Source organism: Pseudomonas sp. 14P5.3.2, from assembly GCF_057799175.1.
In genome coordinates this window covers 91564-108042 of the sequence record NZ_JBYOKU010000003.1, presented here as the reverse complement: position 1 = coordinate 108042, position 16479 = coordinate 91564, and the positions used below count along the sequence as shown (strand labels likewise).

The following is a 16479-nucleotide window of genomic DNA, read 5'->3' as shown; positions in this document are numbered from 1 at the left end:
CCAATAAGCCGAGTGGAACTTTGCCGAGAAATCGCTTACTGAATCCGGTAGGCTCCACACTTTACTGAAATAGATTGGAGAGTTTCCCCATGGCTAAAGCCACTGCCCGCCACATCCTGGTTTCCAGCGAAGACAAGTGCAACGAACTCAAGGCCCAGATCGAAGGCGGTGCTGATTTCGCCGAAGTCGCCAAGGCCAACTCTACCTGCCCGTCCAGCCGTCAGGGCGGCGACCTGGGTTCGTTCGGTCCTGGCCAGATGGTCAAGGAATTCGACACCGTGGTCTTCAGCGCGCCGATCAACGTCGTGCAAGGCCCGGTGAAGACCCAGTTCGGTTATCACCTGCTCGAAGTCACCAGCCGCCAGGACTGATCCCGCGTCCGGTTTGCTGTGCCACGGCCCGCCTTTTGGTGGGCCGTTGTGTTTTGGTTACAGGATACGGCTGGCGACTGACGCGCCGCTCGCGTACAAATTGCGCTTATCGATCACCCGGCTTTAAGGCTGACAATGCGACTGGCTTTCCCGACTTTGCTGTTCACTGCCGTGGCCCTGTTGTTCGGCGCCGCTGGTGTGGACGCCACCCCGCAACACGCTTTGACCGTCTATGGCGAACCCGCCAAATACCCGGCCGGTTTCAGCCATTTCGACTACACCAACCCGCAGGCGCCCAAGGGCGGCACCATGCGCCGCTCGGCGATAGAGATCGGGCATTTCGATCACATCCTGCCTTATATAGACAAAGGCATCGGCGTCACCCAGATCGACGGCATGCTCTACTCGCCTCTGGCCCAGCGCTCGATGGATGAGCCTTACACGGTCTACGGCCTGGTGGCGCAAAAGATGGAGCGCTCGGAGGATGGCCTGTCGCTGCGCTTCTTCATCAATCCCAAGGCACGCTTCGCCGACGGCAAGCCGATCACTGCCGAAGATGTGCGTTACACCTATGACCTGTTGATGACCCAGGGCAGCCTGCGTTATCGCACGCAGTTCGCCGACGTCAAAGGCGTGGAAGTGGAAGCGCCGCTGACCGTGCGTTTCGATTTCAAGAGCAATGAAAACCGCACCTTGCCGCTGGACATCGCCACCCTGCCGGTATTTCCCGAGCACTGGTGGAAAACCCGCGACTTCGCCGGCGGTGGTGGTTATGAACCGCCACTGGGCAGCGGCCCGTACCGGGTCGGCAAGGTCGACTCCGGGCGCAGCATCACCTTCGAGCGCAACCCTGACTGGTGGGGCAAGGATCTACCGGTCAGTCGCGGCCTGTATAACTTCGATCACTTCAGCATCGAGTATTTCGGCGACACCGATGTCGCCCGTCAGGTTCTGCGCGGTGGCGCCTATGACTACAACCGCGAGTTTTCCGCGACCGGCTATTCGATCGGCTACGACAGCCCCGCGCTGAGTGACGGCCGCTTGCAGAAAGCCCACCTCGCCACCGAAGCCCCGCAATCGGCCCAGGGCTTTGTATTCAACCTGCAGAAACCGATGTTTCAGGATCGTCGGGTACGCCAGGCGCTGGCGATGCTCTGGGATTTCGAGTGGAGCAACCGGCAGATGATGCGCAACATGTACATCCGCCAGCAGAGCTATTTCTCCAACTCCGCACTGGCAGCCCGCGAGTTGCCAGATGCCGCCGAGCTGAAAATCCTCGAACCGTTGCGCGGGCAAATTCCCGATGAGGTGTTCACCCAGGTCTTCGAAGCGCCGAAAACCGATGGCAGCGGTTTGATCCGCGACAAGCAACTGCAAGCCCTGCAATTGCTGGAACAAGCCGGCTGGAAACCTGATGGCGACCAATTGGTCAACGCCGAGGGCGAGCCGTTAAGTTTCACCTTCCTGGTCAGCCAGAACGGCATGGACCGTCTGCTTCTGCCTTACAAGCGCACGCTGAAACAGATCGGCATCGACCTGAATATCCGCCGCATCGACTCCTCGCAATACGTCAATCGCCTGATGAGCCGCGACTACGACATGATCGTCACCGGCTATCCGGTCACCACGTCTCCGGGTGGCGAGCTGCTCAATTACTTCGGTTCGATTTCGGCCAACGACCCCGGCGCCAACAATTACATGGTGCTGAAGAATCCGGCAGTCGATACCTTGATCAATGGCCTGATCCGCGCCTCGACCCAAAGCGACATGCTGCACTACGCCCACGCCCTGGACCGGGTGTTGCAATGGAATTACTACTGGATTCCCAATTATTACCCGCCGGGCACCTCCACCGTGTGGTGGAACCGTTTCGGCATGCCGGCGATACAGGCCAGCAATGACGAAGCGATCGAGAGCTGGTGGGAAATCAGCAGTACGCCGCTGACCAACCAGCAGATGACCGCCGCAAAAATCGGCCGTGGCAGACCCGGAGGACCGCACTGATGTGGGCATACATTCTGCGGCGCCTGCTGCTGATCATTCCGACGCTGGTGATCATTCTGCTGGTCAATTTCGTGATCATTCAGGCGGCACCCGGCGGCCCGGTCGAACAGGCCATCGCTCATCTGCAAGGGATCGGCGGTGCCAGTGTCGGCGGCAGTTCCAGCGAGACCATGAGCAGCACTTCGCGTGCCAGCCGTGGCCTCGATCCGCAACTGATCAAGGACATCGAAAAACAGTACGGTTTCGACAAACCGGCGCATGAACGCCTGTGGCTGATGCTCAAGAACTACGCGCAGCTGGATTTTGGCAAAAGCTTTTTCCGCGGCGCGACGGTCACCGACCTGATTCTGGAAAAAATGCCGGTGACCATTTCCCTCGGCCTGTGGGCGACGCTGATCACCTATCTGGTGTCGATCCCGCTGGGCATCCGCAAGGCGGTGCATCACGGCAGCCATTTCGATATCTGGAGCAGCACTGCGATCATCATTGGCTACGCGATGCCGGCATTTCTGTTCGCGATGTTCCTGATTGTGGTGTTTGCCGGTGGCACGTCATTGAACTGGTTTCCGGTGCGCGGGCTGGTCTCCGACAACTTCGAATCGCTGTCGACCCTGGGCAAGATCGCCGATTACTTCTGGCATCTGGTGTTGCCCGTGACAGCACTGGTCATCGGTGGTTTCGCCACGCTGACGATCCTCACCAAGAACTCGTTCCTCAATGAAATCACCCGACAATATGTGGTCACCGCACGCGCCAAAGGCTTGAGCGAACGCCGTGTGCTTTACGGCCACGTGTTCCGCAACGCGATGCTGCTGGTGGTTTCGGGAATTCCGCAGGCGTTCATCAGTGTGTTTTTTGCCGGTTCGCTGCTGATCGAAGTGATCTTTTCCCTCGACGGCCTCGGCCGCATGAGCTACGAAGCGGCGGTTTCCCGGGACTATCCGGTGGTGTTCGGCTCGTTGTTCATCTTCACCCTGTTCGGCCTGCTGATAAAACTGATCGGCGACTTGTGCTACACCCTGGTCGACCCCCGTATCGACTTCGCCGCGAGGAACGCCTGATGTTCAAGCTCTCGCCTCTGGGCCGTCGCCGTTTTGCACGATTCAAGAAAAACCGCCGTGGCTGGTGGTCGTTGTGGCTGTTTATCGGCCTGTTCCTGCTCAGCCTTGGTGGTGAACTGATCGCCAACGACAAACCGCTGGTCGTCAGCTATCAAAACCAACTCTACTTCCCGGTATTCAAGCGCTACACCGAGCAGGAGTTTGGCGGGCAACTGCCGTTCCAGGCCGATTACCGCAGTGAGTATGTGCAGAACCTGATCCGCAAGGACGGTGGCTGGCTGCTGTTCCCGCCGATCCCGTTCAGCGAGGACACCCCCAACTACGATCTCAACCAACCCGCGCCGAGCCCGCCCTCCAAGGTCAACTGGCTGGGCACCGACGATCAGGCGCGCGACGTGTTGGCGCGGGTGATTTTCGGCGCCCGGGTGTCGATCCTGTTTGCCCTGATGCTGACCGCTATCAGCGCGTTGATTGGCATCGCCGCCGGCGCTCTGCAAGGTTATTACGGCGGCTGGGTCGATCTGCTCGGGCAGCGCGTGCTGGAGGTCTGGAGCGGATTGCCGGTGCTGTATCTGCTGATCATTCTGTCCGGTTTCGTCGAGCCGAATTTCTGGTGGCTGCTGGGGATCATGGCGCTGTTTTCGTGGCTGGCACTGGTGGATGTGGTGCGCGCGGAGTTTCTGCGCGGACGTAACCTGGAATACGTCAAAGCGGCTCGCGCGTTGGGCCTGACTGATCGCAAAGTGATTTTCCGGCACATCCTGCCCAATGCGATGAACGCGACGCTGAGTTACTTGCCGTTCATTCTGACCGGGGCGATTTCCACTCTCACCGCCCTCGACTTCCTTGGTTTCGGCATGCCCGCCGGCAGTGCTTCGCTGGGCGAACTGATCGGTCAGGGCAAACAAAACCTGCAAGCGCCATGGCTCGGGCTGACGGCGTTTTTCACTTTGGCGCTGATTCTTTCTTTACTGGTGTTCATCGGCGAAGCGTTACGTGACGCGTTCGACCCTCGATCCTGAAGTGTGACCATGACTGATAACCTGATCGAAATCCGTGACCTGAATGTCGCCTTCCATGGCCAGCCGGCGGTGCGCAACCTGTGCCTGGACATCCGCCCCGGCGAGTGCCTGGCCCTGGTCGGCGAGTCGGGCTCGGGCAAGTCGGTAACCGCGCATTCGATCCTGCAATTGCTCCCCGAAGGCGATGCGCAAACCAGTGGCAGCATTCGCTATCGCGGTCAGGAACTGCTCGGCGCCGATCCCAAGGTCCTGCGTGAACTGCGTGGCAACCGCATCGCGATGATCTTCCAGGAGCCGATGACCTCGCTCAATCCGCTGCACACCATCGAAAAGCAGATCGGCGAAACCCTGCTGGTGCATCGGGGACTGGGCGGTAAAGCGGCGCAACAACGCATCCTTGAACTGCTGGAACTGGTGGGTATTCAAAAGCCCGAAGAACGCCTCAAGGCCTATCCGCATCAACTGTCCGGCGGCCAGCGGCAACGGGTGATGATCGCCATGGCCCTGGCTTGCGAGCCGGAACTGCTGATCGCCGATGAACCGACCACGGCGCTGGATGTGACGGTGCAGCGCAAGATCCTGCTGCTGCTCAAGTCCTTGCAACAACGCCTGGGCATGTCGCTGCTGCTGATCAGTCACGACCTCAATCTGGTGCGCAGCATCGCGCAACGGGTGTGCGTGATGAAGGCTGGCGAGATCGTCGAGCAGGCGCCGTGCGAAACCCTGTTTACCGAACCGAAGCACCCTTACAGCTGCGTGCTGCTGAATGCCGAACCGGAGGGCGAAGCCCTGCCCCGGGACGAGCGCGAGAACGTGCTGGAGGTGGATGATCTTCGGGTCGAGTTCGTTGTCGGTGGCGGGCTGTTCCAGCGCAAACAATATTTGCGGGCGGTGGACGGCATCAGCCTGAATATCCAGCGCGGCAAAACCCTGGGCATCGTCGGCGAGTCCGGTTCGGGTAAATCGACCCTGGGCCAGGCGATTCTGCGGCTGCTCGACTCCGAGGGCAGCATCCGCTTTCAGGGCGCGGCCCTCGACGGTCTCGATCAGAAGCAGTTGCGGCCGTGGCGTCGGCAGATGCAGGTGGTGTTTCAGGACCCGTTCGGCAGTCTCAGTCCACGGATGTCCGTGGCGCAAATCATCAGTGAAGGGCTGGAGGTGCATTGCCAGTCCAGCGCCGAAGAGTGCGATGCACAGGTGATCCGCGTGCTCAAGGAGGTTGGCCTGGACCCGGAGAGTCGTCATCGCTACCCGCACGAATTTTCCGGAGGTCAGCGCCAGCGCATCGCCATCGCCCGGGCGCTGGTGCTGAAACCGGCGCTGATCCTGCTCGACGAGCCGACTTCGGCCCTTGACCGTACCGTGCAGAAACAAGTGGTCGCCCTGCTCCGCGACCTTCAGGAAAAACACGGCCTGACCTACCTGTTCATCAGCCACGACCTGGCGGTGGTACGGGCACTGGCGCATGACATGATCGTGATCAAGGACGGCAAAGTGGTTGAACGCGGTGCCAGCTATGAGGTGTTTGACTCGCCGCAGCATCCTTACACCAAGGAGCTGTTGGCGGCGGCGCATCCGGGGTAGGCATGATCACTGTTTGACTTGAAACCGAGTCGCGGCCTTCGCGAGCAAGCCCGCTCCCACAGGGATTCGGGTTGTACCCAAATATTGGGTACCCCAGAGAAACCTGTGGGAGCGGGCTTGCTCGCGAAGAAGGCCTTACAGACAACCCAAACTCCGGATCAACCCACGCATGAACACCACCGAAAGCCTCAAGGACTACCAACGCGTTCGCACGCTGGCGATCCGCTCGCTGTTCGAGATCATCGAGCAGTCCAGCGAAGGCACGGTGATTGTCGATCGTGACGCGAACATCGTCTGGATGAACGAGCGCTATGCGCGGCGTTTTGGTCTTGAATCGGCGAAAAAAGCCATCGGCAAACCCTGCGAAAGCGTGATCCCCGGCAGCCTGCTGCGTGAAGTGGTGCGCACCGGCCGCCCCATTCTGCTGGACATGCAGGACACGCCGAAAGAGCCGCTGGTGGTGATGCGTCTGCCGATCCACGACGACGCCGGCGCGGTGATCGGCGCTATCGGGTTTGCCCTGTTCGACGAATTGCGCAGCCTGTCACCGATGCTCAAGCGCTACCTGAGCATGCAGGAAGAACTGGCCTCGACCCGCTCGCTGCTGCGGGCGCGGCAGACCAAATACAACTTCGCCCATTTCATCGGCACCAGCAGCGCCAGCCTCGAAGTCAAACGCCGCGCCCGCCGCAGTGCGAGCACCGATTCACCGGTGTTGCTGCTCGGCGAAACCGGCACCGGCAAGGAGTTGCTGGCCCAGGCGATTCACAGCGCCTCGCCCCGGGCGCACAAAGCCTTCGTCAGCATCAACAGTGCGGCGATTCCCGAAGCGCTGCTGGAAGCCGAGTTTTTCGGCACCGCGCCCGGTGCGTTTACCGGCGCTGACCGCAAGGGTCGGACCGGCAAGTTGCAGATCGCGCAGGGCGGCACGCTGTTTCTCGATGAGATCGGTGACATGCCGTTGCCGCTGCAGAGCAAACTGCTGCGGGTGCTGCAGGAAAAGGAATTCGAACCGGTTGGCTCCAACGACGTGATTCAGAGCGATGTGCGAGTGATCGCGGCGACTTCGACCGATCTTCAAGCCGCGATCAAGCGCGGTGAGTTCCGCGCCGATCTGTATTACCGCCTCAACGTGCTGCCGATCCAGGTTCCGCCGCTGCGCGAGCGTCTCGACGATTTGCCGGCGCTCAGCGAAGCGATCCTTGAAGAGTTGCGTAGCCAGCATGAACTCAGCCGCGCGGCGTTGGAACTGCTCGGACAACATGCTTGGCCGGGGAACATTCGTGAATTGCGCAACGTGCTGGAGCGCGCGGCGCTGCTCAGCGATGACCTGATCCTCACTGAAGAGGATATTCGTGCAGCCATCGGCACCTTTACCCCGGTTGAGCGTCCGTCGGTTTCGACGCTGGAACCGTTGGCCGAGGAGACATTCGCCGAGGCACGGCAGCGGTTTGACCGGCAGTTGATCCAGTCCACCCTCGCGCAATGTGCGGGCAAAGTGCCGGAGGCGGCGGCTCGGCTGGGGTTGGGACGCTCGACGCTGTACAAGAAGATGCTGGCCTTGGGCATCGCCGAGTCTCAATAAAGAGACTTAAGTCTCCAAAAAAAGACAACAGCCAGAGCTTCGCGAGCAAGCCCGCTCCCACAGGGGGGTACGCATTCCAAATGTGGGAGCGGGCTTGCTCGCGAAGGCGTCAGCCCTCTCAGCAAAAATCTCCAGAAAGAGACAACCCTTCAACTCTCAACACGCTGAAACCTATAAAACCCTTACATTTCAATGGTTTGAATATCTGGCACAGATCTCGCTAAAGCCCTCCCCACACCCGCTTCACCCACAAAAATAACAATCCCTGGAGACACACCATGAGTGTGATCATTGCCTTGGCAGCTCTCGCGCTGCTGATGCTCGCCGCCTACCGTGGCTACAGCGTCATCCTCTTCGCCCCGATTGCCGCCCTCGGCGCTGTCCTGCTCACCGACCCGTCCGCCGTCGCCCCTGCCTTCACCGGGGTGTTCATGGAGAAAATGGTCGGTTTCATCAAACTGTATTTCCCGGTATTCCTGCTCGGCGCCGTGTTCGGCAAGTTGATCGAATTGTCGGGGTTCTCCCGTTCGATCGTGGCTGCGGCGATTGGCTTGCTCGGCACCCGACAGGCGATGCTGGTGATCGTGCTGGTTTGCGCCCTGCTCACCTACGGCGGCGTATCGTTGTTCGTGGTGGTGTTTGCGGTGTATCCGTTTGCCGCCGAGATGTTCCGCCAGAGCAATATTCCCAAGCGCCTGATCCCGGCGACCATCGCCCTCGGCGCGTTCTCCTTCACCATGGACGCCCTGCCCGGCACTCCGCAGATCCAGAACATCATCCCCAGCACCTTCTTCAACACCACCGCGTGGGCCGCGCCGTGGCTGGGGGTGATTGGCACAATCTTCGTGTTCTGCGCCGGCATGCTGTTCCTGCAGCGCCAACGCAACAAGGCGCAGCGCGCGGGTGAAGGCTACGGCACCGAACTGCGTAACGAGCCGGAAACGGCCGAAGATCTGCAGTTGCCGAACCCATGGATCGCCCTGTCGCCCCTGCTGGCGGTGGGCATCATGAACCTGTTGTTCACCCAGTGGATTCCGCAGTGGTACGGCAAGACCCACAGCCTTGCGCTGCCGGGGATGGCCACGCCGGTGACCACGGAAATCGCCAAGCTCACGGCGATCTGGGCGGTGCAGGCGGCATTGCTGATCGGCATCCTGATGGTGCTGGTGTTCGGCTTCAAGGCGATCCGCAGCAAACTCGCCGAAGGCAGCAAAAGCGCGGTCAGCGGCGCATTGCTGGCGGCAATGAACACCGCCTCGGAATACGGCTTCGGTGCGGTAATCGCTTCGTTGCCAGGCTTTCTGGTGCTGGCCGACTGGCTCAAGCAAATCCCCAATCCATTGGTCAACGAAGCGATTACCGTCACCCTGCTGGCGGGTATCACCGGTTCGGCGTCGGGCGGCATGAGCATCGCGCTGGCGGCGATGTCCGAGCAGTTCATCGCAGCGGCGCACGCGGCGAACATTCCGCTGGAAGTGCTGCACCGCGTGGCCGCGATGGCCAGCGGCGGCATGGACACTCTGCCGCACAACGGCGCGGTGATCACCCTGCTGGCGGTTACCGGCCTGACCCACCGCGAAGCCTATAAAGACATTTTCTGTATTACGCTGATCAAGACCCTGGCGGTCTTCGTAGTGATCGGCACTTTCTACGCCACTGGCATTGTGTGAGGTATTCATGACGACTCTTTCGGGCAAGACCGCACTGGTCACCGGCTCCACCAGCGGCATCGGTTTGGGCATCGCCCTGAGCCTGGCCAAGGCCGGCGCCAATCTGATTCTCAACGGTTTTGGCGATGCGTCGAGCGTGATCGCCGAAGTCGGCCAGTTCGCCGGCAAGGTCGGTCACCACCCAGCCGATGTCAGCGATCCGGCGCAGATCGCCGAGATGATCGCTTACGCCGAACGTGAATTTGGCGGCGTCGACATTCTGGTCAACAACGCCGGGATCCAGCATGTCGCCGCCGTTGAGGAGTTCCCGGTAGAGCGCTGGGACTCGATCATCGCGATCAACCTGTCATCGGTGTTCCACAGCACCCGCCTCAGCTTGCCGGGGATGCGCGCCAAGGGCTGGGGGCGGATCGTCAACATTGCTTCGGTGCATGGTCAGGTGGGTTCGACCGGCAAAGCCGCGTATGTTGCGGCCAAGCATGGCGTGATTGGTTTGACCAAAGTGGTTGGCCTGGAAACGGCTACCAGCAACGTCACCTGCAATGCGATCTGTCCGGGCTGGGTGCTGACGCCGCTGGTGCAGAAACAGATCGATGATCGTGCTGCCAAAGGGGTCGACCCGCAGCAGGCGCAGCATGATCTGCTGGCGGAGAAGCAGCCGTCGCTGGAGTTCGTCACGCCGCAGCATCTGGGGGAATTGGTGTTGTTTCTGTGCAGCGAGGCTGGAAGTCAGGTGCGGGGGGCGGCGTGGAATATTGATGGGGGGTGGTTGGCGCAATAGGTAGCGCAGGCCCCCTGTGGCGAGGGAGCTCGCTCCCGCTGGGTGGCGAAGCCGCCCCCGACAATTTACGACTGCTGCGCAGCCGATCGGGAGCAAGCTCCCTCGCCACATAAGTAAGTGCTGCACTCTGACCTGTGTGCTTGACCAACAAAACAAGAGGCAAACCAATGTCCGACATCCTCTGGCAACCCGATGCCGAGCGTATCGCCCAATCGCGCATGGACAATTTCCGCCGCGATATCAATCAGCGTCATGGCCTGGCCCTGAGCAGCTACACCGACCTGCACCGCTGGAGCGTGGATCAGCGCGAGGCGTTCTGGCAGGCGATCGTCGACTTCTTCGATATCCGCTTTCACACCCAGCCCGACGCCGTCCTGCGTGAGGGCGCGCAAATGCCCAGTGCCGAATGGTTTCCCGGTGCGACCCTGAATTTTGCCGAGCACCTGCTGCGCCGTCGTGACGATGCAGTCGCGGTGATTGCCGTGGCGGAAAACGGCCAGCGCGAACAACTGACCTGGGCCGAACTGGCCGAGCAAGTCGCCGGTTTTCAGGCCAGCCTGATGGCCTGCGGAATCGGCCTCGGCGATCGGGTGGCCGCGTGCATGCCCAACACCTGGCAAACCCTGGTGGCGATGCTCGCGACCACCAGCCTCGGCGCGATCTGGTCGTGCTCGTCGCCGGACTTCGGCACCCAAAGCGTGATCGACCGTTTCGGCCAGATCGAACCCAAGGTGTTGATCACCTGCGCCGGCTACCGTTACGCCGGCAAAGACATCGACCAGACCACCAAGGTCAACGAAATTCTCGCGCAACTGCCGTCGCTGCAGCAGTTGATCATCGTGCCCTATGCCCGCGAACAGGCCCGTGCCGAGGATTACCACAGCCACGCCAACGTGACGTTGTGGGACGATTTCTACCAACCCGGCGGCGAACCGCGTTTTGTCCCGGTACCGTTCAATCATCCGTTGTACGTGCTGTATTCCAGTGGCACCACCGGCGTACCGAAATGCATCGTGCACAGCACTGGCGGCGTGCTGCTGCAGCATGCCAAGGAACACGGACTGCACGTTGATCTCGGCCCCGGTGATCGGTTGTTCTACTACACCACTTGCGGCTGGATGATGTGGAACTGGCTGGTCTCGGCGCTCGCGGTCGGTAGCGCGGTGGTGCTGTATGACGGCTCGCCGTTTCACCCCGGCCATGAGCGACTGCTGGATCTGATCGACGACGAGCGCATCAGCGTGTTCGGCACCAGCCCGAAATTTCTCGCAACACTGGAAAGCAGCGGCTTGAAGCCTGCGTTCAGCCATGATCTGAGTAGCCTGAAGACCTTGCTCTGTACCGGTTCCGCGCTGTCGCCGCAGAGCTATGACTTCGTCTACCGCGACGTCAAGCGCGATGTGTGCCTGGCGTCGATGTCGGGCGGCACCGATGTGGTGTCGTGCTTCGTCAACGGCAACCCGCTGTCGGCGGTACGCCGAGGCGAAATCATGGGCAAAAGCCTGGGCATGGCGGTTGAGGTGTGGAACGACGCCGGCGTTGCCGTGATCGGTGAAAAAGGCGAGCTGGTCTGCACCCGGCACTTCCCGGCCATGCCCATCGGCCTGTGGCAAGACCCTGACGGCGAAAAACTGCGCAAATCCTATTTCAGCTTGTTCCCGGGCGTCTGGGCCCAGGGCGATTACGCTGAGCAGCTGCCTCACGGCGGGATGATGATCCATGGCCGCTCCGACGCCGTGCTCAACCCCGGCGGCGTGCGCATCGGCACGGCGGAAATCTATCGTCAGGTCGAGAAAGTCCCGCAGGTGCTGGACAGCGTGGCGATCGGGCAGCAATGGCAGGACGATGTGCGGGTGGTACTGTTTGTGCGCCTGCAGGACGGTGTTGCGCTGGATGACGAACTGCAACAGCAGATCCGCCAGGTGATCCGCGCCAACACCACACCGCGCCATGTGCCGGCGAAGATCGTCGCGGTGACCGATATTCCACGCACCATCAGCGGCAAAGTGGTGGAACTCGCGGTGCGCAATGTGGTGCACGGTGAGCCGGTGAAAAATACCGATGCGCTGGCCAATCCCGAGGCCTTGGAGCAGTTCCGCAATCGCCCGGAGCTGTCGGATTAGCACGCCATCCCCTTGTGGGAGCGGGCTTGCTCGCGAAGGCAATCTGTCAGTCGATAACAATGTGACTGACCCACCGCTTTCGCGAGCAAGCCCGCTCCCACAGGGGTGGGGTGTTAATCCATCAGGCCCCAATCGCCTGATGTAGTGGGCGCGGGTGCCGGCCCCGCCTCGGCATGCAGTTTCAGGCGCAGGCGCAGGTTGTTCTGCGAATCCGCATGCTTGAGCGCTTCGTCTTCGCTGATCACGCCCTCCACCACCAGCCCGTACAGCGCCGCGTCGAAGGTCTGCATGCCGACCTCGCCAGACTTTTCCATGATGCCCTTGAGTTCGCCCAATTCGTTGCGACGGATCAGGTCGGCGATGGTGGGCGTGCCGAGCATCACTTCGACCGCCGCCCGGCGCTGGCCGTCCACAGTGCGCACCAGCCGTTGCGAGACAAACGCTTTGAGATTGTTGCCCAGCGCGTGCAGCAACTGCGGGCGGCGCTCTTCGGGGAACAGATTGACGATACGGTCCAGCGCCTGATTGGCGTTGTGCGCATGCAACGTCGACAGCACCAGGTGCCCGGTGTCGGCGAATGTCAGCGCATGTTCCATGGTCTCGCGGTCGCGAATTTCGCCGATCAGCACCACGTCCGGGGCCTGACGCAGAGTGTTTTTCAGCGCTGCATGAAAACTGCGGGTATCGACGCCGACCTCGCGTTGATTGATGATCGAGCGCTGGTGTCGATGGATATACTCCACCGGGTCTTCGATGGTGATGATGTGCCCGCTGCTGTGGCGGTTGCGGTGATCGATGAGCGCTGCCAGCGAAGTGGATTTGCCGGAGTCGGTGGCACCGACGAACAGGATCAGCCCTTGTTTGAGCATCACCGTTTCCAGCAGCACCGGCGGCAGTTTGAGGTCTTCGAAGCGCGGGATATCGAGTTTGACGTTGCGGATCACGATCGACACGTCATTGCGTTGCTTGAAGATGTTCAGGCGAAAACGTCCGATACCGGTGCGGGAAATCGCCAGGTTCATTTCCAGTTCCCGATCGAACTCGCGCCGCTGCTCGGCGTCCATCAAGGAGTTGGCGATGGCCTCGACCTCACCGGGCTTGAACGGCCGCTCGCTGAACGACGTCAGCACGCCATCGATGCGCGCACTGGGTGGCGCTCCCGTGGACAGGAACAGGTCAGAGCCGTGCTGGCTCGACAGACGGAGCAACAGTGCATCGATTTCCATGGCAAAAAGCACCCGCGAAGCTTTCAATGAACAGAAATGACCCGCTGTCGTGACGTGACGGGTCATACAGCGTCTACCGCAAGTGCAAGAATAGTAGATGCCAACGCACTGACCGACGCTCAGGATAGATGTGATGAACGCAGCACCCTCCCCCGATGACGCCCAAGCCCTGATCGCCCGTACCGACTGGAGCCGCACTCCGTTGGGCGCTTCTGGCACCTGGCCGCAAAGCCTGCGCACCGCGGTGGACATCGTGATTCACTCGCCGATGCCGATGCTGCTGTTGTGGGGGCCGCAGCTCACGCAGATCTACAACAATGGCTTTGCGATGCTCGCCGGCAGTAAGCATCCGCACGCTTTCGGACAGCCGGCGCACCTTATATGGCCAGAACTTCAGGACTTTACCGACCCGATTTATCGAGCCGTCCTACAAGGCCAGGTGCGCACCTACAGCGAACGGCGATTCACCCTGCAACGCGAAGGCATAGAGTCTGACTTCTGGCTGGACCTGACCTACAGTCCGATCCGCGATGAAAATGCGCAAGTGGCGGGGATTCTGGTAACCGCCATCGAAACCAACGAACGTCGGCGCATCGCCCTCGAACTGCAACGCCGTTCCGAAGAAAGTCTCAGGGCCCAGCGCGACACTGAAGAACGCCTCCAACTGGCCTTGGCGGCCACCGATGCGGTCGGCACCTGGGACTGGGACATCGGCGAAGATCGTTTCATCGCCGACGCGCATTTCGCCCAGTTGCACGGCATCGATCCGGCGCTGGCCAGCCAGCTGCCGATCAGCGACTACCTGCAAGGCGTGCATCCCGAAGACCGCGCCCTGATCGCCCGCAGCATCAAGCATTGCATCACCCACGGTACCGAGTACGCCGAGGAATATCGCCTGCTGAAAGCCGACGGCGAACTGCGCTGGGTGTTTGCCCGCGGCCGCTGTTACAAGGATCACCATGGACGACCGGTGCGTTTCCTCGGCGCCGCACTGGACCTGACCGAGCGCAAGCACACCGAGCAGGCACTGCGTCAGAGCCAGACGGAATTGCAGCTGATCATCAATGCAATGCCGATCCTCATCAGCTATGTCGACCACGAAGAACGCTTCCGTCTGAACAACGCCGCCTATCTGGACTGGTACGGCCTCACGCCGCAGGAACTGTATGGGCGCACCATTCGCGAGGTGATCGGCGAAGAGGCCTACTTTCTGCGCGCGCCATACATTGCCGAGGCACTGGCCGGGCGGCCCTGCTCGTTCAGCCTGTACACCCCGCACCGTGACGGCAGCAGCCGCCACGCGCTGATGAACTACCTGCCGCGCCACGGTGCCGATGGCGCGGTCAACGGTTTCTACATTTTTGTGATCGACGAAAGCGAACGGAAGAAGACCGAAGAAGCGCTGCGCAATCTCAATGAAACCCTCGAAGAACGGGTCAGCGCCCGCACCGAACAACTGGCCCAGGCCAATCAGCGCCTGCAAAACGAGATGTTCGAACGCGAGCGCGCCGAAGATGCGTTGCGCCATGCACAGAAAATGGAAGCGGTCGGTCAGCTCACCGGCGGTATCGCACACGACTTCAACAACATGCTCACCGGAATCATCGGCAGCCTCGATCTGATGCAACGCTACATCGCCGACGGCCGCGCCCATGAAATCGGGCGTTTCACCGAGGCGGCGGTGTCGTCGGCCAACCGTGCGGCGGCGCTGACCCATCGCCTGCTGGCGTTCTCGCGCCGGCAGTCGCTGGACCGCAAAACCCTCAACGTCAATGAACTGATTCATTCGCTGGAAGATTTGATCCGCCGCACCAAGGGCGACCCGATCGAACTCACGCTGCGGCTGGCCGACGATGTGTGGCCGATCAGCACCGACGTCAGTCAACTGGAAAACGCCCTGCTCAATCTGGTGATCAACGCCCGCGATGCGATGCCCGATGGTGGTGAGCTGCTGATCGAAACCGCCAACGTCTACCTCGACGGCAACGACATCACCACCCTCGAACCGGTCAAGGCCGGCGACTACCTGATGCTGGCGGTCAGCGACAACGGCACCGGCATGACCCCGTCGGTGCGCGCCAAGGCGTTCGATCCGTTCTTCACCACCAAACCGATCGGCCAGGGCACCGGGCTGGGACTGTCGATGATTTATGGTTTCGCTCAGCAATCGGGCGGCCATGTCAGCCTCGACAGCCTGCCGGATCACGGCACCTGCGTGCGCTTGTACCTGCCGCGCCTGAACCTGCTGGAGCCCGAACATCCGCTGGTGGAGCCGACCAGCACTGCGCCAACCGCCACCTGTGGCGAAACCGTGGTGGTGGTTGAAGATGACCCGGCGGTGCGCATGCTGGTGCTCGATCTGCTCAAGGAGCTGGGCTACCTCGCCCACGAAGCCGCCGACGCCAGCGCCGCCCTGCCGCTGCTGGAATCGGAGCTGCGTGTTGATCTGCTGGTGACCGACGTCGGCCTGCCGGGGATGAACGGCCGGCAACTGGCGGAAATCGCTCGCCAGCATCGTCCGGGCCTGAAAGTGCTGTTCATGACCGGTTATGCGCAGAAAGCCGCCGAGCGTCAGGGCTTTCTCGAGGATGGCATGGACATGGTGGCCAAGCCGTTTTCGATTGAAGTGCTGGCCAACAAGATCCGCGAGATGATCAACCAAACGCCCTCACTTGAGGCATAATCCCGCGCCCCGCCGTCACCCCGTTACAGGTATCGCACGATGAAAGCCCAAGCCCGCCACATTCTGGTGAAAACCGCCGAAGAGGCCGAACAGCTCAAACAACGCATTGCCAAGGGCGAAGCGTTCGATGTGCTGGCAAAAAAATACTCGACCTGCCCGTCCGGCAAACGCGGCGGTGATCTGGGTGAAGTGCGGCCAGGGCAGATGGTCGGTGCGATTGATGCGGTGATCTTCAAAAAGCCGCTGCGCACGGTGCATGGGCCGATCAAGAGCAAGTTCGGCTATCACCTGGTGCAGGTGTTTTTCCGCGATTGAAGGCTTTGCTTTCGGGCGTTTGTGGCGAGGGAGCTTGCTCCCGCTGGGTGGCGG

At 61.1% G+C, this 16479-nt stretch carries 12 protein-coding genes; 11 read left to right on the top strand and 1 reads right to left on the bottom strand.

The annotated features are described in order from the left end of the window. Nucleotides 1-89 precede the first annotated feature (89 nt). From AC27VU_RS03445 to AC27VU_RS03405, 9 genes are all read left to right on the top strand, one after another. Nucleotides 90-371: a peptidylprolyl isomerase gene (locus AC27VU_RS03445; protein WP_007912303.1), complete on the top strand. Its 282-nt coding sequence runs from the start codon at nt 90-92 to the stop codon at nt 369-371. Between the two features lie 135 nt (nt 372-506). Continuing rightward, on the top strand, nt 507-2375 hold the full coding sequence (locus AC27VU_RS03440) for an extracellular solute-binding protein (protein WP_488723407.1): 1869 nt from the start codon (nt 507-509) through the stop codon (nt 2373-2375). Next, nucleotides 2375-3436 carry a microcin C ABC transporter permease YejB gene (locus tag AC27VU_RS03435; RefSeq protein ID WP_003225430.1) on the top strand — a complete coding sequence of 354 codons (1062 nt, stop codon included), beginning with the start codon at nt 2375-2377 and terminating at the stop codon, nt 3434-3436. The genes AC27VU_RS03440 and AC27VU_RS03435 overlap by 1 nt, the downstream gene beginning before the upstream one ends. After that, on the top strand, nt 3436-4458 hold the full coding sequence (locus AC27VU_RS03430) for an ABC transporter permease (RefSeq protein WP_400496399.1): 1023 nt from the start codon (nt 3436-3438) through the stop codon (nt 4456-4458). Before AC27VU_RS03435 ends, AC27VU_RS03430 begins: the two co-directional genes overlap by 1 nt. Before the next feature lie 9 nt (nt 4459-4467). Next, complete coding sequence (locus AC27VU_RS03425; protein WP_488723406.1) at nt 4468-6042, top strand: ABC transporter ATP-binding protein; 1575 nt, start codon at nt 4468-4470, stop codon at nt 6040-6042. Between the two features lie 169 nt (nt 6043-6211). Beyond that, nucleotides 6212-7627: a sigma-54 interaction domain-containing protein gene (locus tag AC27VU_RS03420; protein WP_488723405.1), complete on the top strand. Its 1416-nt coding sequence runs from the start codon at nt 6212-6214 to the stop codon at nt 7625-7627. A gap of 278 nt (nt 7628-7905) precedes the next feature. Further along, complete coding sequence (locus AC27VU_RS03415) at nt 7906-9297, top strand: GntP family permease (RefSeq protein WP_400505397.1); 1392 nt, start codon at nt 7906-7908, stop codon at nt 9295-9297. Between the two features lie 7 nt (nt 9298-9304). Beyond that, nucleotides 9305-10078, top strand: a complete 774-nt coding sequence (hbdH, locus tag AC27VU_RS03410; RefSeq protein ID WP_488723404.1) for a 3-hydroxybutyrate dehydrogenase — start codon at nt 9305-9307, stop codon at nt 10076-10078. Nucleotides 10079-10245: 167 nt separating this feature from the next. Further along, a complete protein-coding gene (locus AC27VU_RS03405) occupies nt 10246-12201 on the top strand; it encodes an acetoacetate--CoA ligase (RefSeq protein ID WP_488723403.1) in 1956 nt (651 codons plus the stop codon). Between the two features lie 113 nt (nt 12202-12314). Here AC27VU_RS03405 and AC27VU_RS03400 read toward each other — a convergent pair whose 3' ends face one another. After that, the gene (locus tag AC27VU_RS03400; RefSeq protein ID WP_488723402.1) at nt 12315-13427 is read right to left on the bottom strand and encodes a PilT/PilU family type 4a pilus ATPase; all 1113 of its coding nucleotides are present in this window, start codon (nt 13425-13427) and stop codon (nt 12315-12317) included. Nucleotides 13428-13560: 133 nt separating this feature from the next. Between AC27VU_RS03400 and AC27VU_RS03395 the strand changes: the two genes are divergently transcribed. Together AC27VU_RS03395 and AC27VU_RS03390 are read left to right on the top strand one after the other, a co-directional pair. Beyond that, nucleotides 13561-16110 (top strand): PAS domain-containing hybrid sensor histidine kinase/response regulator, encoded by a 2550-nt coding sequence (locus AC27VU_RS03395; RefSeq protein WP_488723401.1) that lies wholly within the window; start codon nt 13561-13563, stop codon nt 16108-16110. A 39-nt stretch (nt 16111-16149) separates the two neighbouring features. Then, nucleotides 16150-16425 (top strand): peptidylprolyl isomerase, encoded by a 276-nt coding sequence (locus AC27VU_RS03390; protein WP_003225447.1) that lies wholly within the window; start codon nt 16150-16152, stop codon nt 16423-16425. The last annotated feature ends 54 nt before the right edge of the window (nt 16426-16479 follow it).